This window comes from Desulfatibacillum alkenivorans DSM 16219, from assembly GCF_900142135.1.
Taxonomy (GTDB): domain Bacteria; phylum Desulfobacterota; class Desulfobacteria; order Desulfobacterales; family Desulfatibacillaceae; genus Desulfatibacillum; species Desulfatibacillum alkenivorans.
This window is the reverse complement of record NZ_FQZU01000018.1, coordinates 69,976-91,368: the sequence shown is the minus strand read 5'-3', so window position 1 is coordinate 91,368 and position 21,393 is coordinate 69,976. Positions and strand designations below refer to the sequence as shown.

16 protein-coding genes are annotated in these 21,393 nt (G+C 54.4%); 10 read left to right on the top strand and 6 right to left on the bottom strand.

All coding sequences use genetic code 11. From position 1 onward, the window contains the following. Positions 1-255: 255 nt before the first annotated feature. From BUE18_RS14920 to BUE18_RS14900, 5 genes are all read left to right on the top strand, one after another. On the top strand, positions 256-1,431 hold the full coding sequence (locus BUE18_RS14920) for an acyl-CoA dehydrogenase family protein (RefSeq protein ID WP_073476907.1): 1,176 nt from the start codon (positions 256-258) through the stop codon (positions 1,429-1,431). Positions 1,432-1,599: 168 nt separating this feature from the next. After that, entirely contained in the window at positions 1,600-2,067 is a 468-nt protein-coding gene (locus BUE18_RS14915; RefSeq protein WP_073476906.1) for a Spy/CpxP family protein refolding chaperone, read from the top strand. A gap of 43 nt (positions 2,068-2,110) precedes the next feature. Beyond that, positions 2,111-2,500 (top strand): hypothetical protein, encoded by a 390-nt coding sequence (locus BUE18_RS14910; RefSeq protein ID WP_244549330.1) that lies wholly within the window; start codon positions 2,111-2,113, stop codon positions 2,498-2,500. A gap of 77 nt (positions 2,501-2,577) precedes the next feature. Beyond that, a complete protein-coding gene (locus tag BUE18_RS14905; protein ID WP_073476905.1) occupies positions 2,578-3,282 on the top strand; it encodes a response regulator in 705 nt (234 codons plus the stop codon). After that, the gene (locus tag BUE18_RS14900; RefSeq protein WP_073476904.1) at positions 3,279-4,613 is read left to right on the top strand and encodes a HAMP domain-containing sensor histidine kinase; all 1,335 of its coding nucleotides are present in this window, start codon (positions 3,279-3,281) and stop codon (positions 4,611-4,613) included. Before BUE18_RS14905 ends, BUE18_RS14900 begins: the two co-directional genes overlap by 4 nt. A gap of 260 nt (positions 4,614-4,873) precedes the next feature. On the opposite strand, the gene BUE18_RS14895 is transcribed toward BUE18_RS14900, so the two are convergent. Together BUE18_RS14895 and BUE18_RS14890 are read right to left on the bottom strand one after the other, a co-directional pair. Beyond that, complete coding sequence (locus BUE18_RS14895; RefSeq protein ID WP_073476903.1) at positions 4,874-6,331, bottom strand: B12-binding domain-containing radical SAM protein; 1,458 nt, start codon at positions 6,329-6,331, stop codon at positions 4,874-4,876. 141 nt (positions 6,332-6,472) lie between these two features. Continuing rightward, a complete protein-coding gene (locus tag BUE18_RS14890) occupies positions 6,473-7,501 on the bottom strand; it encodes a DUF933 domain-containing protein (RefSeq protein WP_073476902.1) in 1,029 nt (342 codons plus the stop codon). A 181-nt stretch (positions 7,502-7,682) separates the two neighbouring features. Here BUE18_RS14890 and BUE18_RS14885 point away from each other — a divergent pair, with 181 nt between their 5' ends. From BUE18_RS14885 to BUE18_RS14870, 4 genes are all read left to right on the top strand, one after another. Next, complete coding sequence (locus BUE18_RS14885) at positions 7,683-8,048, top strand: sulfite exporter TauE/SafE family protein (RefSeq protein WP_083611046.1); 366 nt, start codon at positions 7,683-7,685, stop codon at positions 8,046-8,048. 51 nt (positions 8,049-8,099) lie between these two features. Next, the gene (locus BUE18_RS14880) at positions 8,100-8,948 is read left to right on the top strand and encodes a nitroreductase family protein (protein ID WP_073476901.1); all 849 of its coding nucleotides are present in this window, start codon (positions 8,100-8,102) and stop codon (positions 8,946-8,948) included. Positions 8,949-9,335: 387 nt separating this feature from the next. Further along, positions 9,336-10,811: an SLC13 family permease gene (locus tag BUE18_RS14875; protein ID WP_073476930.1), complete on the top strand. Its 1,476-nt coding sequence runs from the start codon at positions 9,336-9,338 to the stop codon at positions 10,809-10,811. Between the two features lie 320 nt (positions 10,812-11,131). Further along, complete coding sequence (locus BUE18_RS14870; RefSeq protein WP_073476900.1) at positions 11,132-11,608, top strand: cache domain-containing protein; 477 nt, start codon at positions 11,132-11,134, stop codon at positions 11,606-11,608. Positions 11,609-11,720: 112 nt separating this feature from the next. Here the strand turns inward: BUE18_RS14870 and BUE18_RS14865 are convergent, their stop codons facing one another. Further along, a complete protein-coding gene (locus BUE18_RS14865; protein ID WP_073476899.1) occupies positions 11,721-14,024 on the bottom strand; it encodes a methyl-accepting chemotaxis protein in 2,304 nt (767 codons plus the stop codon). Positions 14,025-14,471: 447 nt separating this feature from the next. Here BUE18_RS14865 and BUE18_RS14860 point away from each other — a divergent pair, with 447 nt between their 5' ends. Next, positions 14,472-16,166 (top strand): AMP-binding protein, encoded by a 1,695-nt coding sequence (locus BUE18_RS14860; RefSeq protein WP_073476898.1) that lies wholly within the window; start codon positions 14,472-14,474, stop codon positions 16,164-16,166. Between the two features lie 77 nt (positions 16,167-16,243). On the opposite strand, the gene BUE18_RS14855 is transcribed toward BUE18_RS14860, so the two are convergent. The 3 genes from BUE18_RS14855 to BUE18_RS14845 form a co-directional block, all read right to left on the bottom strand. After that, positions 16,244-18,577 (bottom strand): Lcl C-terminal domain-containing protein, encoded by a 2,334-nt coding sequence (locus BUE18_RS14855; RefSeq protein ID WP_073476897.1) that lies wholly within the window; start codon positions 18,575-18,577, stop codon positions 16,244-16,246. Between the two features lie 83 nt (positions 18,578-18,660). Continuing rightward, on the bottom strand, positions 18,661-20,322 hold the full coding sequence (locus BUE18_RS14850) for an Hsp70 family protein (RefSeq protein WP_139264756.1): 1,662 nt from the start codon (positions 20,320-20,322) through the stop codon (positions 18,661-18,663). 15 nt (positions 20,323-20,337) lie between these two features. Further along, positions 20,338-21,282, bottom strand: a complete 945-nt coding sequence (locus BUE18_RS14845) for a nucleotide exchange factor GrpE (protein WP_073476896.1) — start codon at positions 21,280-21,282, stop codon at positions 20,338-20,340. Between the last annotated feature and the right edge of the window lie 111 nt (positions 21,283-21,393).

Below are 21,393 nucleotides of genomic sequence, written 5' to 3'. Positions count from 1 at the left end.
TCCTTCTTCATTTTTTCACCCGATCTTTTTTTCTACGATCGTTACATTATAAACCAAATAACCCCAAAAGGGAAAAAACCTTGCACGGAATACTTTTGCGAGGCTATTCTTGTTCTCAATCAAGCCTTGAGAACCGTGCTAGCCGTCCAAGGCCCGCATCAGGAAAACCCTAATCTTCTCCGACTATTGTAATGCCCAAATGGCCCCAGGAAGGGTGCGTCGAGTTGCGCCATTTTCAAAGAAGGGAGTATCAAGATGGATTTTGATCTTAGCCCGGAACAACAAATGATTAAGAAAAACGTGGCGGACTTTATGAGGAAGGAAGTCGGTCCCCTTGCTGAACAAATCGACCGGGAGGACAAGTTCCCGGACAGCATTTGGCAGAAGATGGGAGACCTGGGTTTCCTTGGCCTTGGCATCCCCGAGGAATACGGGGGATCGGGTTACGATCTGACGGCGACCGTTCTCGCCACCGAGCAAATCGCTCGCGTCTGCCCAGCTTTGGCTCTCTCCTATGGGGCGCATTTGAACTTGTGCACGCACAACATCTATCGAAACGCAACGGAAGAACAGCGGCGTAAATACCTGCCCAGCCTTTGCTCGGGCGAATGGTACGGATGCATGGGCCTGACCGAGCCCGACGCAGGCTCCGACGCCGTGGGCATCCAAACCACGGCCGATCCTGACGGAGATGATTTCATCCTCAACGGCGGCAAAATATTCATCACCAACGCCCCCGTCATGAACGTGGCCATGGTTTACGCCAAAACCGACATGGAACGAAAAGCCCGCGGCATCACTGCTTTTATCATCGAACGGGATTTCGACGGTCTGATCATCCCCCCCAAGATGGAAAAAATCGGCAATAAAGGCTCCCCCACCGGCGAACTGGTCTTCAGCAATTGCCGGGTTCCCCGGTCCCAGGTGTTGGGCGACGTCAACAACGGCATCCATATCATGATGACGGGCCTGGACCTGGAGCGGGCCGTGGTGGCGGCCATGGCATTGGGCATTGGCGAGGCGGCCCTGGAGCTTGCCATCAAATACAGCAAAAAACGCAAGCAGTTCGGCAGCCCCATCGGCGACTTCCAGCTCATCAAAGCCAAGCTGGCGGACATGTACGTGGAGATGGAGGCGGCCCGCTGCCTGACATACAAGGCGGCGGTTTTGGCCGATAAAGCCAGCTCCGGCGGCAAGGGAACCGATGTGCACAAGCTGGCGGCGGCCGCCGTCTTGTTCGCAGGGGAATCCGCTTCCCGAGCGGTGAACCAATCCCTGCAAATCCACGGAGGCTACGGCTATACCCTGGATTACCCCATCAATCGATTTTACCGCGACGCCAAACTTTACGAAATCGGCGCCGGCACCTCGGAAATACGCCGTCTGCTCATCGGCGCGGAGCTTCTTCAGCGCGGTATGGGCGACCTCTAAGCCTTTTCCAAAATCCGGCCTAAAAAAAGCGTCCCCTGTATAAACAGGGGACGCCCTTTTTTTCTTCAGCTTCATACTTCTTAACAATCCGTACAAACTCACGCAAGAAAACCGTGGCAGACTCCTGTGCAACGTTGTTGTTGAACCTTCCAAACAAAGGAGATTGTCATGAAGATGAAAACAAAAAAGATGCCTAAAATTTTTGGAATTCTCGTTCTAACGATGGTGCTGGGGGGCGTTCTTTTCGCCGGATGCCGCGATAGCTGCCGCTTCAACCATGATCCGGAGGTTGCGGCGCTTCGCGTGGAAAAAGGCCTGGACCGGGCTTTGTCCAAGCTCAAAGCCGACGAGGCCCAGCAAGAGGAAATCCGTGATATTGCCCACTTGCTCCTGGAAGACGCGCTAACAGTCAGGCAAAGGGGGAAAAATTCCCGTACGGCCATGGTGGAAACCCTTTTGGCCGAAGAAATTGACCGGGAGGACCTGCACCAACAACTGGACGAGCAAATCCGCCTGATGACCGAATTCGCCCACAGGACGGCCGACAAATTGGCCGATATGTCCGCCGTGCTCACGGTTGAACAGAGAAACGCCCTGCTGGAGCACATCAAATCCAAACGAGAGGAATGCTTCTAAAAACGTTTTTAACGACCCGGACGCAAGAGGAAAGGAACGCATCATGAATAATATGGAAGTGGAACAGGAAATATTGGACGGTTTTCACCTGTTTTGGGACAATTTTCCCTTTCCGGTCATGCTGAACAACAAGGACCGTTTGATCGTGGACTGCAACAAGGCGGGCAAGGCCCTTGGATACGCGCCGGGAACCTATTGCTACGAGCAAGGCGGCAAGGAAATGCACAAGGGATGCCTTGCCGGAAAGGCCATGAAGCAGCAAAGCGCCGTACGCAAAGTAGGAATGATCGACGCTTTGGGCATGGTCATTGACACCTACTGGATTCCCCTGCCCGGCCGCGAGGATCTGTTCGTGCATTTTGGCATCGACATCACCGAGTATGTGCAGAACAATCAGCCGGAGCCCGTCTGCCTGGAAAGCCAGGCCTGCTAATCGTTGACCGGATGAAACGGGGCTGATGAATCTCTTATTCTGTTTTCATCAGCCCCGGATTACGCTATGATTTCGCCATGGAACAATCATTGATCAACATCCTGATGATCGAAGACGACCAGCGGCTGGCCAAGCTCACCCGGGAATACCTGGAGCGCAACGGCTTGGCCGTCTCCCTTTCCGGAGACGGAGAAGCCGGGCTTCAGCAGGCCTTGCAGCATCGATTCGACGCCATCGTGCTGGACCTCATGCTGCCGGCGCGCGACGGAATCTCCGTGTGTCAGCGCATCCGGGAGCATTCCGACGTGCCCATCATCATGGTCACAGCCAGGGGCGAGGAAGCCGACCGGGTCATGGGCCTGGAGATCGGCGCGGACGACTATCTGCCCAAACCCTTTTCCCCCAGGGAATTGCTCGCCCGCATAAGGGCCATGGTCCGCCGGGCCCGGGGCCAGGCAGGCCCCCGCAGCTCCGTGGTCGTCGTGGGCGACCTCATGCTGAACCCCGCCGCCCTCATCGCCTCATTGGACGGCGCCCCTCTGGACTTGACCACCTACGAGTTCGCCCTGCTAAAGGCCCTGGCGGAACGGGCCGGGCAGGTGCTCTCCCGGGAGCGTTTGATGGAGCTTGCCAAGGGCAACGCTGAGGAGGCTTTCGACCGGTCCATTGACGTGCATATTTCCCGGCTGCGGCAAAAAATCGGGGACGATCCCCGCCATCCCAAGCGAATCCGCACGGTGCGCGGCGCAGGTTACCAATACCTCAGCAGAGGAAATTCATGAATCTTCCCGGAAAATTATTCTGGCGCATCTATTTGTTCGGGCTGCTCCTCATCATTGCCGCCACGGTAGCGGCGGTTTTACCCTCTATCATTGTAGAGCCCAACGCCCGTTTTCACGGAAGCCCCCACCGCATCAGGGAGTGGGTAACGAGTGAGTTGCACGCAAGATTGAACGAGCCGGTTGAACTGCAGAAGTATCTGGATCATATTGCCTCCCTCGTCAACAGCGGCGCGGCCGTGTACACAAGAGACGGAGTCAGGCTGGCCGCGTCAGGCGGGGCCCCGCCCCCAGCCCTGGAGGCCAAGAACCATCGCTGCATTGGCAAATGGCGCTCCATCCGGTCCCATGGCATATGGGTGTATTCCATGCCTCTGGGGGATGATGACGCGCCTTATCTTGTGATAGACGGCAAAGGAGGAGGCCCCCGGAGACTGTTCCTGGCTTTGGGCGCCGTGTTGCTGACCGTGGGAATCCTGTCCTGGCCGCTGGCCAGGGCCATCACCCGGCCTCTGGAACGCCTCAGCAATAGCGCCCGGGCTTTGGCGTCCGGAGATCTATCCGCCAGGAGCGGCGTGATTCGGAAGGACGAAGTGGGCGAGCTTGCCAAAACCCTGGACAACATGGCGGACCGCCTGGAAGAGCGCATTCACAGCGAAAAAGAACTGTTGGCCAATATTTCCCACGAAATCCGAACCCCCCTGGCAAGGCTTAGGGTTGCCATCGAGCTGTGTGAAGACGCCCCCGGGGACGCTGCGGAAACCATGGAGCGCCTGAGAGGCATGGGCTCCGACCTGGCTGAGTTGGAAAGCCTGTTGGAAAATGTTCTGGCCAGCGCCCGCCTGGACCTAGCCTCCAGCAGCCCGGCCTCCATCCCTGTGCGTTTGCGCCGGGTCGCCATGTCCGGTTTTCTCGAAAAGACCAGGGAACGGTTTGAGCGCCGCTATACGGACAGGGTTCTGGAAATTAACTCCTCCGTCGAGGATATGGAAATCATGCTTGACCCGGATTTGTTCAACCGGGTTTGCGACAACCTGCTGGATAACGCCGTCAAGTACAGCCCGCCGAACGCCAAACCGATCCTGATTGCGAAAAAAAAGGAAAGCCGCCTGAATATCCAGGTCATGGATTACGGCCGGGGAGTCCCCGAAGAGGACCTGCCCCGGCTCTTCGACCCCTTTTTCAGAAGCGACAGAAGCCGGTCCCGAAAAACCGGCGGAACCGGCCTGGGGCTCACCTTGTGCAAACGCATCGTGGAAGCCCACTACGGAACCATATCCGCCAGCGCCAACCCCAAAGGCGGCCTTATAATCGATATTGAAATTCCCGGGTAAGATTATAATAACGGCGGGCTCCGACTTGCGGGAATGACACCCATTGACAACAGGCTGATATAATAGAAAGATATTGTTGGGTTTCGCAAGCTCTACCCAACCTACGTCGCGTTTAGAAAAGTTGTAGGTCGGGTTACGAAGTCCGGCTTTGCGCTTCTCATAGCCGAAAACGCGGGTGGACTTCAAACCCGACAAATGTTGTTTGTTGGGTTTAGATAGCTCCACCCATCCAAAAAAGAAAACAACGCCTACCCTGTCCGTCAGTCCCGGGCGGAGCGGGCCGGGCTGCGGAAGGAATCCTTAATTAATCCAAGAGGCTTTTCAATAAAAAGAAAATGGCTGAGGGCCAAAAACTTGCGCACCGCCTGCATGCGGTCCAGGGGATAGTCGCGCAGGATCCGGTAGGCCCTCCGCGGGTCGAAAAAGAACAGGGAAAAGGCCAGGGCCTGAAACAGGGAAAGCTCCCGGGCGCCCACTCCTGCGATGGACTTGTTGACGTGGTGATAATCCCCCCAAAGGTCTTTGGGCTGCAAACCGTGTTCGGCGGCGGCCATGGCGGCCAGATCGGTGCCTTCAAAGGGCACCACAGTGAAAAAATAGGCGCCGTGAAGTTTGGAGGCGCACGCAAACTTTATGGTCTGCATTAACTCTTTGCGCGTTTCCGTGGGAAAGCCCAGCATAAAAAACCCCCAGGCGAAAATCCCCGCTTCCGCTGCAATGGCTATGTTCTCCCTGATCTTGTCCAGCTTGACGTTTTTTCGGATGAGCTTTTGAACTCGCGGGCTGGCAGTCTCCACGGCGAAAGCCATTTCATACACGCCCACGGAAGCCAACTCTTGAAGGAGATCCCGGTCCAGAAGATCCCCCCGCACCCCGTTGGGAAAGGAAATCCTCACCTTGAGGCCGCGCCTTTTGATTTCGCGGCAAAACTCCATGGCCCTGCCGTAATCCAGGTTGAATATGTCGTCTATAATCTCAAAGGACTCCACCTGGTATGTTTTCACCAGGAATTCCATTTCATCCACGACGCGAGAGGCTTTCATCGGCCTGAATTTTTTGGAGAAAATTCTATGGCAGTAGATGCATCCGTAGGGGCACCCCCTGGAGGTGAACAATACGGCGTAGCGGGTGGAGGAGTCGATGGGCGTGAAGTGGCTCAGGCTTTGATAGTCGGCGAGGTCGATCAGGTTCCAGGCCGGGATGGGAATTTCCTCCATGTCCGGGACATGGAGATTCATGGGATTTTCCACCAGGGTTTGATCTTTATTTATAAACGCCAAACCGCTGATGGGCCGCTCCGGAAACCTGTCCCCATTTTCCAGGGCGTCCAAAAAATCCGTAAAGCCAACCTCGCCTTCTCCCTGAAGGATGTAGTCGATATTTCCCGACTCCAAAACCCTGGCGCCGGAAGCGCTGGCCAGGGGGCCGCCCACGATGATGGGAGTTTCAGGAAAGTCCGCTTTAAACCGGGCCGCGATTCTTTCCAGGCGGCGCCTTTCCACGGTTACGGCGCTGACGGCGATAAGGTCCGGGTTGAATTCGCGCACCAGATCGGCCCAATCGTCCATGGTGCGAGGGGCGACCCTTTCGTCGGCGATAACAAAGACGTCTTTGCCCGGCCTCCTTTCCCTGGCGAAGGCGGCCAGGGACATGAGGCCAAGGGGCGGCGTTGCGGTCTTGTTCAATCCCTTGAAGTGGGGATGCTTGGGTTTGATCATCAATACGCGCGCCAACGAGTTCCCCCCTGCCGGATCGGCGTGAATCCAGGCTGATTCCCGGCGCCGAATCCGCGGCTTTTTCAACCCTGTTGGAACAAAAAATCGCCCCGAAAAAAAATTTATACCTATTTATATAGGCGCCTATACGTTGAAACGGAAATTTATGATGTCCCCGTCCGCCACGATATACGTCTTGCCTTCCAGGCGGACCTTGGCGGCTTTTTTGGCTTCCGCGTAGGAACCTGTATCTATAAGATCCTGATATGCCATTGTTTCCGCGCGGATAAAACCCCGTTTGATGTCGGAATGAATAACGTCCGCTGCGTCCACGGCCTGAGTTTCGCGGGAAATGGTCCACGCCCGGACTTCGTCTTCGCCCACCGTAAAAAAGGACATCTTGCCCAATAGCTCATAGGACCTGCGGATCATCCGATCCCTGGCCGTGGAGGTGACGCCGTACTCCTCCAAAAAGACCTCGGCCTCCTCGGGATCCATCATGGCCAGTTCCGCCTCCAGTTTGCCGCGAACCACCATGCAGGACTCGTGTTCGCCCAGGCCGGGAACCTCGGGCATGGCCTCATCTCCTTCGTCATTATTGAACACGATAAGGGTAGGTTTTGCCGAGACAAAGGTGAATCCGCGCAGCTTGGGCGCGGCCGCCAAATCCGGATTTGTCCGGATGGGTTTGTCGTTTTCCAAAAGCTCGTGGCAGGCCTTGAGCTGGTCCAACTCCTCGGGGTCCACTTTTTTGCCCCGTTTGGCGTCTAGCTCCAGGCGTTCCAGGCGTTTTTCCACCACGATCAAATCGGCGAAAACCAACTCCTGATCCAGCTTGCTGAAATCCTTGGCAGGGTCGGGCGCTTCTCCGCCCATGTCCTCGAAATTGCGAACCACATGGATGAGGGCGTCGCAGGTGCGCACCGGGTTCCAGATGGCGTCGGCGCTTTTGGCCTGGGCGTCCCTGGCGCCTGGCAGCACGTATTGTATTTGGGCGTATATGGTCTTGCGCGGGTTGTACATCTTGCTGAGGATGTCAACCCGGTCGTCCGGCACGTTGATGGTTCCAATACGGACCTCTCCCTTGCGGGCCGGGTCGGATTCGCTTTGGGTCAGGGCCTCGAACAAGGTGGTCTTTCCGCACCGCTCCAGGCCTATGATTCCTAACTGCATGTTATATATCTCCCTGAGAATGAAATAGGATATTGATCAATTTTGCATGATTCTTCTCACAGACTACCCCGTGCGATTTTGGTTGTCAATTGCATGAATGAAACTGGTCAGGCTCCGCAAGGTGTGGTATGGCATTTTCGGAGGCGATTGGAGAGGGTGTTTCTCTTACGGAGGTGCTTATATGGCGGGTTATGGCTTGTATGCAATGTTGGCCGCTTTTGGGGTGCTAGTAGGCGTGGGCGCCAGTTTTTCAGGGCTCGGCGGCGGCTTTTTAATCGTCCCCCTTCTATTGTTCATGAAATACGAGGCTCAACAAGCCGTAGGGACATCCTTTATGGCCATCCTGGTTATTTCGTTTTCGGCGATCATCGCCCATAACAAGTTGTCCAACGTAGATTATGTGGCTGGAATTATGCTCGGCATCGGCGGAATCATCGGAGCGCAAATAGGCCCACGCTTGCTGGAAGGCGTGTCCACGGCCAGCTTCAAGAAAATATTCGCAGGAATTCTGGTGGGACTGGCAGCGTATCTGTTTTTCCAAAAATAGCCTGGCGAAAACCGTTTTTCGCGGCATCAACTCAAACAAAGGCCTTGGATTATGAACATGAATGTCCCGTTTATCGACCTGATTAAAAAACGGTGTTCCTGGAGGAGCTTTTCCGGCGCCTCCCTGCCAGTGGATGCCAAGCAAAAAATGGAGGAGTTCCTGGCAAACCCGGGGATTCCTCCTTTTAACTCCCAAACCCGATTCGAATTGGTGGATGCCGGCGTGGACGGCGCCAAACGGGTTCCGGGAACCTACGGCGTCATCAAAGGCGCCCGAGACTTCATCGTAGGCGCTGTCAAACCCGGTCCCAAATACCTGGAAGATTACGGCTACCTGTTCGAAAAGGCCATCCTGTTCGCCACCGCCCTGGATTTAGGCTCCTGCTGGATGGGCGGCACCTTGAAGCACACCATTTTTGCGGAAAAAATCGGGCTGCAAAAAGACGAAGCCCTGCCTTGCATTTGCCCTGTAGGCATCCGGGCCCCCAGAAAGACCTTGGTGGACGCCATGTTCGCTGCAGGCGCAGGCTCCATGAAACGCAAACCATGGCACGAATTGTTTTTTCTCAACGATTTTTCCAATACTCTATCGAAAAATGCCGCCGGCGAATATTCTACTCCCTTGGAAATGGTGCGGCTGGCGCCTTCCGCCTCCAATCGGCAGCCCTGGAGAATCATATACAGCGGCTCCTGCTTCCACCTGTTCCTCACCAGAAACAAGGCCTACAAAAATATTTTCAAATCCGACCTCCAAAGGATCGACATGGGCATCGCCATGTGTCACTTCGAGCTGAGCGCCAAAGAAAAAGGGCTGGAAGGCTGCTGGACGGAATCCGATCCAGGGCTCTCCCGCATACCCGAGCGCACGGAGTATGTCGCAACCTGGAAGATCAAGGAATAACTTCTCCCCCGGCGCTCCAGTCCGGAAAAAAATCCGCCGATCCTGAGCGGCGCGTTCTCAAACCGCTCCAAAAGGGTCCCCTCGCCCTGAAAAAACGCCGCCTCTGATTTGTTTTTAAACAATCTTGTCGATTTTTCCTTTTTCTTCGTAAAGTGTAACCTCTTGTTTTGGCGATTTTTTTTGCGTATTAAAATCTTTTTGCAACGAACAAGTGAAAAAAAACACTTGGACGGCAATAAATACTTTGATAAACACACTTGGGATTGCAAACCCGGGTTCACCCCGGATGACCACTTAAAAAGTCCGGCAAGGGGTGAGAGGAATCAGGCGTCAAAGGGGACGACGACCGACTTGGCCGGCCGGTTTGGAGTGAGGAATAAAAAAGATATGGATAGCAATATTGAAGCGAAAGAGCCGTTTGATTGGAAGCGATTTTGTTTTTTGATGCTGGGCGTAGCTCTCTTTGTCATCGTGTATTATTGCCCGCCGCTGCCTGATGCGGTGGACCCTAACGGGGTCCACTTTCCGTTGAGCAAGGAGGCCAAGGGGGCGTTGGCGGTGTTCTTGCTGGCGGGCACCTGGTGGGTTTTTGAAGTGGTGCCCATCGGCGTCACCAGCCTGACAATCGGCGCATTGCAGGCGTTGTTCCTGATTCGCCCCGCCAAAGTGGCGTTCAAGGATTTCATGGACCCCTCGGTTCTGTTTATCTTTGGCTCCATCGTCATTGGAATGGTTTTCACCAAGACGGGCCTTACCAAAAGGCTGGCTTATAAAATGCTCATTGTGGTGGGCGAAAAAACCAGCATGATCTACCTCGGCTGCTTCATCGTCACAGCTGCCCTGGCGCACATCATGGCCCATACGGCGGTGGCCGCCACCATTTACCCCCTGCTGCTGACCATCTACGCCTTGTACGGAGAAGGCGACAAGCAGACCAAGTTCGGCAAAGGCTTGTTTATGGGCATGGCTTACGTGGCCGGCGCAGGCAGCATCGTGACCCTGCTGGGCGCTGCGCGCGGCGCCGTGGCCATCGGCTTTTACAACGACGTGGTCGGCAAAACCGTGGGCTTTTTTGAACTGACCAAGTTCATGTTCCCCATCGGTTGGTTGATGGTGTTTTTGCTGTGGGGATTTTTCATGGTCTTCTTGAAGCCTGAAAAAACAACGATCCCCGGCCTGCGCCAAAAAGCCAAAGACCTGGACGCCAACAACGGCCCCATCACCAAAAACGAAATCCTTGCGGCGGTTATCGTAGGCTCGGTTATTTTGATTATGTCCCTGGGGTCTCTCATTGACGGATTCCCCAAACTGCATAAAACAGCCGTCATCTTGTGCTCCACCATCTTGTTCTTTATCCTGAACATCCTGGATATCGACGATCTGGAGGAGATTCCCTGGAACATCATCCTGCTTTTCGCCGGCGCCATGAGCATCGGCTTCTGCCTGTGGGATACGGGCGCCGCGGAATGGCTGGCCGTCAACTGGCTGGTCATGTTCGAAAAAGCCAGCCCCTTTGTGTTCATCATGAGCATCGCCTTTTTTGTCATGATGATGACCAACTTCATCATGAACGTGGCGGCCATCGCTATCTCTCTGCCCGTGGCCCTGGTTATTGCTCCCTACCTGGGCGCTGCCCCGGAAGGCATCCTGTTCGCCTCGCTGGTGACTGCCGGCATGCCCTTCCTGCTGCTTGTGGGCGCCGCTCCCAACGCCATCGCCTACGACTCCAAGCAATTCACCACCGGGGAGTTCTTCATGTACGGCATCCCGGCCAGCGCAATGCTGATGGTGGTGGTGGCCATTGCCGTGGGCGTTATTTGGCCTTTGATGGGCATGCCCATTTACGTGACCCCGGCCGGATAGCAGGCGACAAAAAAACTTGTATTGTATAAAGGGCAAAGGCCGCCCAACCGGCCTTTGCCCTTTTTTATTTTCCCAAAGACGCCAAAATCTGCTGAACGCCCGTGACTGCGCTCAAGAAAGTAAGAGGCTTCACCCAGATTCAGCCCGTCTTTCCAAGGGATTTAATTGGTATTCTCTTGACTGGCTTTTTTATTTTTCCGCCCCCTCTTACAAAGCAGGATTCTTTTCTTTACCAAATGCTCACATGTGGATAAAAATCCCTTCCTGGAATCAAAGGCGATTCCGGTTATTCATTTATTTTCTTTATGGAGGATGTAGTGATGAAGCACAGTAGGATTTGGCAAACCCTGATTGCCGCGGTTGTCATCTGCGGAATGCTTTTGGGCTCTGTTTGGGCCGCAGAGTCCGCGACAAAGGAAGAATGCGTTCAAAAATGCAAGGAAGCAGCAGCCCTGTTTCAAGACAAAGGCATGGACGAAGCCGTCAAGCAAATCAATAACCCTAAGGGGCCTTTTGTTTGGAAGGACTCTTATGTTTTTTGCGTGGATTTGGCCAGCGTATCCAACATCGCCCATCCTTTCAACCAGACATCTCTGGGGATGAGCCTTCTTATGATCAAAGACGCCAACGGCAAAATGTTCTACTCCGAATTTGTAAAGACCGCCAAAGAGCAGGGGGAAGGCTGGGTCACTTATATGTGGCCCAAACCGGGAGAAAGCGCCCCTTCCACCAAGATGGCGTACATCTTACAGGTTCCGGACACGCAATATGCCATGGTCGCAGGAACCTACGAATAAGAATCCTTGGGCAAAAGGATTTTCTTTCCAGTAGAAGCAACTCAAAAGGCCGCCCGTTTATCTTGGGCGGCCTTTTTGTTCATTATGCATTCCCCTTGTCAATTCCGGCTTTTCAAAAGTCTGTAAAATCCTCGTCATCCATGGGTATGACCCGTTCCGGATCCACAATCCTCCCCTGGCCGCTTTCTTTATCCGTCAGCGGCTTAGCCTTGCGGGCGGTGATTCTGGGCCGGGGCTTTGGGGCTTGAGCCTTTTTCTCTTTGGCCTTGGCGCCGACGATTTTGCTTAGCTGCGCCACCATGCTTTGCAACTGCTCAGCCTGGGCGTTAAGCTCTTCCGAGGCGGACGCCGACTCTTCGGCGTTGGCGGCGTTCTGCTGGGTGACTTTGTCCATGTCCGTCACGGCTTTATTCACCTGTTCGATCCCCTGGGATTGCTCTTGGGAGGCTTCGGCGATCTCCGCAACCAGCCCTTCCACCCGGGAAGCGCTGGTTCCCACTTCCCCAAATGCTTCATTGGTTATTTCCACCAGGTCGGCGCCCTGGGTCACCTTTTGCATGGTGGCGTCGATCAAAAAGGAGGTGTTGTGCGCCGCTTCCGCGGCCCTGGTCGCCAGGTTGCGGACTTCATCGGCCACTACGGAGAACCCGGCGCCCGCCTCCCCGGCCCGGGCGGCCTCCACGGCTGCGTTCAGGGCCAGAAGATTGGTCTGAAAGGCTATGTCATCTATGGTCTTGATAATTTTGGAAGTCTCAGCGCTGGCCTGGGCTATGTCCGCAATGGATTGGGTCAACCGGCTCATGGATCCTCCGGCTTTTTGCACCACCTGGGAGGTCTCCTTCATGAGATTGTCGGCCTGGCCGGCGTTCTCCGCATTTTGCTTGGTCATAGACGCCATTTCCTCCAGCGAGGAGGAGGTTTCCTCCAGCGCGGCCGCCTGCTGGGAAGCGCCTTCCGCCAGAGACTGGCTGGAAGAGGAAACCTGTTGGGAAGCCGACGCTACTTGCTCGGAGCCTTCGTTTAAGCCGGAGATGACGGCGTGGATGGGTTTGGTAATGCTGCGGGTGATTGTCAACGCTAAAAATAATCCCAGAATTACAGCGCCCAGAGCCGCTATGATCATATTGCGCGTGGTGGAGGATATGACGTCCAGCATCTTCGCCTTCTGTTCATCACGGGCGGCTGCGCAGACTTTAACGGCCTCTCTCGCGGACTCCACCATCCCGTACTCCGCCATTTGCTGTTCTTCCATCAGGGAAGCGATGGCGCCGAACTCGCCCACATAAGCGCGAACCGCGTCCATGACCGCAGCGATCCTCTCTTTGTTGCGCTGTTGGGTGAACCCGTTTTCCAGGTCTTCGCCAAGAGACAAAATGGAGCCGATCCTTGCGTTGACCGCATCCAGATAAACGAGCCCGCCTTGGGAATTGACAAAATCCTTTTCCGCCAGACGGGCCTCCAAGAACCACTGGACCAGCTTGCGAGAAGAGTCGGCCTTTTCAATTTTATCCTTGGTCTGGGCCTCTGCTTCATCCCGGATTTCGTTCAATACCGCCTTTTGGTTTTCCGTCAACTCCTCCACCTTTTGCACCAGCAAATCCGCCTGGGCGGAGGCCTCCTCCCGGACTTCGGCGGCCTGGGAGTATTCATAATTTTTGGTCATTTCCACAATTTTTGCAAAGCCGTCGAAATAAGCCTGAGACGCGGCCAAAGCCTCTTTAACCAGGGTTTTACCGGGCTCCTTGTCCAATTTCTTTTCAATGCTTTTAAGCAGACTGTTGATTTGAACGCCCGATTCCTGAACCTTATCGGCGTATTTGTCAAAACTGGTGAGCTGATAACTTTTCTCAGCGCCCCGGGCGTCGAAAATCATGTAGATCACTTCTCCGGCGGCCTCGGCGCTCCACTGGGTGTCCGCAATCATTTGCTTGCTGTGTGACCGGATCCGGTCCAACTGGCCTTTTTGCTCTTCGCCGATATCTTTGGCCTCTTGAATGGCCGATTCGGCCAACGCATCAATTCTTTCCAAAGCCTGGTTTCTCTGAACCACGGAAGCCGCATAAGCCTCAAAGGCCTGGGCGTATTCGTCCGCGCCGCCGATCACCTCGTCCATATGCTTCTTGCTGGCGCCGGACTGAAAATTTTTCTTGGAAGCCTTGGCCAGGGCCGTAATATCAGAGAGGTTCTTGCGGACGGAGATCAAGTACTCCTCCTCGCCGCGCAGCATAAAATTCTTTTCCTGCCGGCGCGTTTCCAGAAAGATTTTCACCAGCCGGTTGACGTCGTCCCCCTTTTCCACCCGATCCGCGACCTTTTGGAATCCGTTGTATGCAAAGCCCGCCACAAGGCAAAGAAGCACCATAATCGGGATCACGGCGCCCAAAATTTTGGTTCCCAATTTTACATTTTTGAACATAAGCACCCCCTGTTGCTATCAAGGATGGTTTGTAAACAGAAAAAGGCGCGAACAAGGCCTTTGAGGAAGAAACACCAGAGAGATTATCGGCAGGCCGCTCACCAATCTTTAGCGCCATTCCCCATTATAAGATGCAAAAATTACGCCTAAAACAGCTCCAAATCCCATTTTATTTGGATGAACTATCCGGATTTATTTTAGCGGCATTCAGACTATAATAGAGGCGCAAAGGCGGCTTTCAGCATGCATGATGGCGGGAATCCCTTGACCGATGGGCCAAAGCAAAGATATAATGAAGATCACTAATCCACTTTAAATGCTGTTAAATCTATTCCCCCTTTTTACAATTCAGATTTTTTTCTTGGGAAATAGCCCTGGAAGAAAAAAAGCTCAGGGCCTGTTGTCGCTTTATATGTCGTATTTCACCGTTAATGGAGGGAAAAACAGATGGGCGAGCAATTTTGGAGAAAATCGTACGACCCGGGCATGGAAGATTTGGATCCATCGGTTTGGGAAACCAATTACGTCGATGCGGTCAAACCTGTTTTCGAAAGATTTCCTAATAAGACCGCCTTTGCATACATGGGCGTAGAAATCACTTTCGCCGAGCTGGATCTATACTCCAACCGTTTTGCCAACATGCTGCTTGACAGCGGGCTGAAAAAGGGGGACGTGGTGGGCATTAATTTGCCCAACATTCCTGAATACGCCGTTGCCTGGCTGGGAACCTTGAAGGCCGGCTGCGTGGTTTCCGGCGTATCTCCGCTGATGGCGTCGGACGGCATGAAATACCAGTTGGAAAATTCCAATGCCAAAGCGCTCGTGACCCTGGACGCCATTTTCGCCGCCCGGGTCACGGAAATCGCTCCTTACCTGCCGGATCTGAAACTGGTCGTGGCCGGGTCGGTGGGCGGGTTTCTGCCGGCGGTAAAAAGGACCTTGGGAAAGCTGCTGAAAAAAATCCCTTCCGGCAAGGTGACCCAGCTTCCTGGCAAAAAGGTGCTTAAGTTCTCCCAGGTCATTCAAGGGGAGCAGTTTGACTCCAAGCAGCCGGCTGTGGACCTTTCTCCGGACGACATCGCCTACATCCAATACACAGGCGGCACCACCGGACTTCCCAAAGGCGCCATGCTGAGCCATCGCAACGCCGTATCCGACTTGCTGATCACCCAAAAATGGCTCAGTTGGGAGCAAGGCAAGGGCCTGGCCTTATCCGGCTTTCCTTTCTTTCACATCGCCGGGCTTTTCTTTTGCGAAAACTGCGTGTATCTGGGTTGGACGCAAATCCTGATTCCCAACCCCAGGGACACCAAACATATTTGCAAGGAAATCGAAAAGTACAAGCCCACCGCACTGGTTAACGTGCCGTCTTTGTTTCAGATGCTGTTGGCCGAACCCGCCTTCAAGGCCCTGGATTTTTCCAACTTGGAAGTATGCATATCGGCCGCTGCGCCTTTTCCCGAGGAGTCGCAAAAGGAGCTGGAAGCCGTTGTGGGCCGGGGCAAGCTCCTGGAGGTCTACGGCATGACCGAAACATCCCCCTTGTCGGCCATGAATCCGGCCAAGGGCCGAAAAAAGCTCGGGTCCGTGGGTCTGCCCCTCCTCAATACGGAGGTCCGCCTGGTGGATACATCCACCGGCGAGGAGGTGGAGCAGGGCCAGCCCGGAGAAATCTGCGTCAAAGGCCCCCAGGTCATGGTGGGGTATTACAACAAGCCCGAGGAAACGGCCAAGGCCATTGATTCGGACGGTTTCATGCACACGGGAGACGTGGGAATAATGGACGAACACGGCTACATCTCCATTGTGGACCGCACCAAAGACATGCTCATCGTGAGCGGCTACAAAGTCTTTTCCGTGAAGGTGGAGGAGGTCCTGGCCACACACCCCGGCGTGGACATGATCGCCATCACCGGCAAGCCCAATCCGGAAAGGCCGGGCTCGGAGCTGGTTCGGGCCTATGTGACTTTGAATCCGGATTACGCCAAGACCAAAAACAAGGAGGCCATCAAAAAGGGAATCATGGATCTGGCCAAAGACAAGCTGGCCCCTTATGAAGCGCCCAAGGAAATCATCATCATGGATGAAATTCCCCTGACGACGGTGGGCAAGATTGACAAGAAGGAGTTGCGAAAACTCTAAAGCTCCTATTCAATGTAAAAAGCCCGGGGCCGCGTCAGGCGGCTCCGGGCTTTTATTTTAATCGTAAAAACAGCTTATTATTTGACGGCGTGAACCGCCGCGCATTTCCTGGAATCCAGCCGGAAGTTTTCCACTCCTTCATCAACGGAAACCACAATCACCTGCTCGGCCATGTAGCCATCCGCCCATCTGGGGTTGCTTTTGCTCGACCAGAAGACCAAGCCCGGCGCTGCAGGGTAGCCGTTATCCGTTTTGTAAAAGGCCTCCAACTCCGCTTCGGTGGGCAAGCGCCACCCCCTGACTCCTCCTACGCTCATGTTTTGTACGTAGGCCTTGGCATAGTCGTAGCTCACGCACTCCTGCAAGTCTTCCTGGGATGACAAAAGGGTCCAGGTCAGGCCTGTTTTTCTATCCAGGACGGTCCCTGGCTTTTGTTCGGCGAAGCGTTTATTGGCGCTCAGCTTCAGGCGCATGGCCGCCTGGGCGTTGTCAATGCGGGACTTGTATTTCAACGCCTGCAGCATTCTGATCTGCTCCAGGACCTTGTCTTTTGCCGTGGTCCGGGGGTGGAGCGTCAGATATTCGTTGTAATCCTCCAAGGCTGCGTCATAATCGGTTCCGCGGCGCGAAGCCTTGGCCTGGACAGCGTCAAAAGCCTTCTGGTCAGCCAGCCTCTTTTGGAAGCCTTCCTTTTCCCGGCTCAAGCGTTTGGCGTTATTGTTATCGAAAATCCGAATGTAGGAGTCGCAATATTCGATCGCCTGCGCCCAGTTTTCCTGGCGGGAGGCCAGTTCGATTCTCCGGTTCAGAAACAGGTAATACTCATCGCCCATCTCCCAAATGAGTTTGGAGACTTCGTCCTTGTGCCTGCCGTTAGGATGATTGGCCAGGTAATCCACGTAAGCGGCGATGCGCTGGTCGGTGTCTGCGGCGTCCAGGGCTTTAAGCTCTTCGAACTGGTAGGTCTCGAAGGCGTTTTCAATTTCCTTGATTTTGGCCTTTGCAGCCCCTGTCTGAGAGCCGCCCGGAAAATCCGCAAGATACTTCTTATATAAGTCAAGGGCTTTTCCAAATTCTTCGGCGGCGAGCAATTCCTTGGCCTGTTGATCCACCGACGTAAATGCGGCCTTTTCCTTATCGGCTTTCATCTGCTGCATGGTTTCGCGTATGAGCGCGTTCACCTGTTCGGTGTATTTACTGGGATCATTGACGGCAACGTAGTTGCGATAGATGACGATGCGTTTTTCCGGATCTTTTTGCTGGAGGGCTCTTTCGGTGGTGTCTTCAAACTCGGCTTTGGCCTGCATGGCCATTAATAAGTAGAGTGCGCCCATGGCGGCGACGCAGAGAACGACCAGGGCGGCTCCTATGATAATGAACTGCTTTTTGGAGATCTTCCTTTTTTCCTGGCCTTCGATGGCGTAATTTTTTTTTTGACAGTAATTCTTGATAAAGGACTTGGCCTCGGCCTCATCCATGCCCAGATCCTGGCCCGTTTTGACCAGGATGTCGAAATACTGGGAGCGGATTTTGCCGTCAATGCCGGCCACGTCGATATCGGCTTCCAGATCCTTTAAACGGGAGCGCCCCCGGCTGATGTCGTAGGAAGCGCGGGATTCCTGATCCCGGAAAATGGCCGAGCATTGCCCCGCCAAAATGCCGGAAGCCGTCACAAGGGCGTCCTTTTTGGCGATTTTGAGGATTTCCGCCTCTTTTTTACGGGCGGTTTTCCTAAGAAGCTCGACGCTGGTGGTCTCGGGCAGGCCCAGGAACTCATACAAGGAAGAGTGGCCGACGATCTTCAGGTTGTCGTTGATCACCTTCTCAATGGATTTATCCAGGGATTTGCCTTTGATCTTTTCCGCGGAGCCGGCTTTGCGGATGGGAACGTTCACCCGCTTTTTAACATCCTTTTCGGTCATGCCATGGGCTTTGGCCAACTTGGAGATTTCCTCCTGGGTGATATACCCCTTGGCCATGCGCAGGCCGAGCTGGTTGTCCAGCTCCGCCAGCTTTCCTTCTTCCATGAGCTTGATCCGGGCGCGGATGTCATCTTCTTCAATATGATGCAGTTCGGCGAGTTTGGTGATTTCCTGGTTGGAGACGTACCCCTTGCTCAAATGAAGGGCAAGATGCCTGTCGATTTCGGCAAAGGCTTCGCCTTCTTTTTCCCGGCTGACTTTCAGGGCCTCCCTGGCCTCCGCCTCCCGCAATTCGGGATCGCTCATGACTTTGCGGATTTCGGGAATGAGCCCTATATAGTTTTTCGCCTGAATCCCCTTGGTGGGATGGTTGCGCAAACGGCTCCAGTTAGCCTGCATGCGCTTGATAGCGGCGTCTATCTTAGCAGGGTCCTGCTCAGGGGGATCGATGTCCAGTTCCAACAGAATATAATAGTTTTCCCTATCCATGAAACGCTTATCATCCTAAATCTCTGCGTGATGGCAGCTTGGGCTGCCGATACAATACCCTGAGGCCGTCTGATAATGTTCTATTATTGCACAACGGCCCCCTGGCTGCGGGCTTTGGCTTCATCCAGATCCTTACCGCGGATGACCGACGTGGTTTCAATAACCACATTCACTTCCTTGGATTCCGTGGTTTCCCGGGCCGTAATCTGAAGGCGCCCTTCCCTGTTCAGGGAAAAGGAAATTTCCACGGGAGTTTCCGTGGGCAGGCCGGTCGGCAGGTTAAGGACCGCTGTTCCGATTTCCACGGCCGTTTCCACAGGCACCCATTCCTCGCTGGTTTCACATTCCATGATGCGAATGAGGACTTTTTGCTGATTGGCGACGGCGGTGAAAAAAGTGTCTTTGGCATTGACGGGAACCGCCGTGTTTCTCAAAATCACATTGAACACGGCTTCTTCGTTTTCGGCGTTATTGACCACAACGCCGAAGCTCTTGCTGGTTACGTCCCGGATTTTTATGAGGGAGCTTTCCACCGCGGCCTGGGTCACGCCGGTATCGTCGGCCATTTCCCTTGCAGCGTCCTTGAACTGCTGGGAGCTGGTGTCCATGGTCTTGGTGATTTCCTCCACGGTTTTCTGGGTCTTTTGCGCCACCCTCTTGATCAGGTCGTCGTTGATGGACAGCTTCCAGCCAAAAATGGCGGCGCCCTTGGCTACGGCTTCGTCCGGATCGAAAACCTTGGGATCCATGCCGAATTCCTCCTTGATCCGCTGCTCCACCTGCGGCATGCGGGTGGAGCCGCCCACCAAGATGATTTCGTCAAACCGGTTGTAGCCCTTTTTCCGGGCTTCCTCCAAAATGCCGTGGGTCAGAGAAATGGTGCGCTCCAGCAGGTCCCGCGTGATTTCGTAGAACTTGTCCCTTTGCAGCTCCACCTTGACGCGCTCTCCGCCGTGGGTGACGGCGATGGGCGTTTTTTCCCTTTGGGAGAGGATCTTCTTGGATTTTTCAGCGGAGAGCTGAAGGTCCTGCCAGGTGTCCGGGTCTTCCAGAATGTCTTCCTGGGAGCCGGTCTGGGTCTGGAACTCCTGGACAAGGTTGTTGACGATGCGGTCGTCCCAGTCCTTGCCGCCCAGGTTGTGATCGCCGCCGGTGCAAATGACCTGGATGGCGTCCGGCCGGATGTCGATCATGGTGATGTCGAAGGTGCCGCCCCCGAGGTCGTAGACCAGGACGACCCGGTTGTCGGTTTGCTCAATGGACCCGTAGGCGATGGCCGCGGCGGTGGGCTCGTTGATGATCTGGCGCACGTTGAACCCGGCGATTTCGCCGGCGATCTTGGTGGCCTCCCGCTCGTTAATGCCGAAATAGGCCGGGCAGGTGATGACCACGTCCGTAATGGCCTCGCCGATTTTCTCCTCCGCGTCCTTGGCCACCTTTTTCAAAACATACGCGGAAATTTCTTCAGGACGGTAGCTCTTCCCGTTGTATTCGAATAAAAAATTGGGCTCGCCCATGGAGCGCTTGATAAAACTGACAACCTCGTTGGGGTACAGCCTGGCGCTTTCCTTTGCCACGCCTCCTACCACAACAGCGTCCCCGTCGAAAAATACCACCGAGGGCGTTACGCGTTCATTTTCAGAATTTGGAATGACAACCGCTTTTCCGAACTCGTCAACATAAGCGATGGAAGAATAAGTGGTGCCCAGGTCAATTCCGTATATCCGTTTCATTTGCGTGCCCATATTGACTCCTAATCCCTAGTCCTCTGAGACGGGCTTGTAAGTGTAAACCCCAACCATCTCAAGTCTTATAATAGTATCATCCCATTCGTAGCCGGGCAGCAGCCGCTTGGCCACCATTTTATCCAGCGACTCGTCCTGCGTTGCGACTTTTTGCAGCACCCTTTGCCTGGACGGGTTGAAAGCGTCCCCCTCGCATGTATACGGCCTGATCCCCTGGAAGGAAAAGGCGTCCTCCAAATCCGAAGGCAAATCCTCCAATATATCCAATAATTTGGGAAGATCGCTTTCACTCAGTTCCTTTTCCCGGTAATGGCGGACGATCTTTCGCACGTCGTCGATGATCTTCACAATGTCCATTACCATGGACTGCATGTGTTTTTTCAGGAGCCCGTCCTTATACTCCTGCAACTCCCCGTGCAGAGAATCAATGATTTTCTCCTTATGGGAGTCGTATTTCAACTTGCTTTCAAAATCCCGGGACAACTGCTCTATCTGCTGGGACAGCCCGGAAATCTGCTCGGAGACGAAACCCAGGTCCTGGGAAGGATAGCTCTGATCGGGTGCGTACTCCGGCGTTTCCGGATCATCGGAATCCGGCGGCGCCCCCTCCTCGCCTTGCGGCGGATCAATTACGATGAAGCCGATCTCAGAGTCGTCTCCATAATCCCCGCCGTCTGAGGCGGACGCCTCAGGCATGGAAGCCCCCAAGGTAAAATCATCCTGAACCGCTTCCTCGCCCGAATCCGGGTCCATGGGGGCGTCTTCCCGGAACTCCGATTCCTCTCCGGACAGGGCGCCCGGAGCCTCAGTCGGACTTTCCATCCGGAACGAAGAGGAACGGCCCGGCCCTATCAGCGCGGCATCCAATCCATTCCCAGACGCCGAGTCCTGATCTCGAGGCGTTCGATCCTCGGAATCGTCCGGAAAAATATCCAACTCGTCATTGTCGATATTGCTCAAAACACACTCCCCGTATTGCGCAATGTTTTACACCATAACAAAATGCAAGGCTGCGGCATTAGAGAAAATATCATTAAAAACTGTGCAATAAAGGCACATTATCATTCCAGC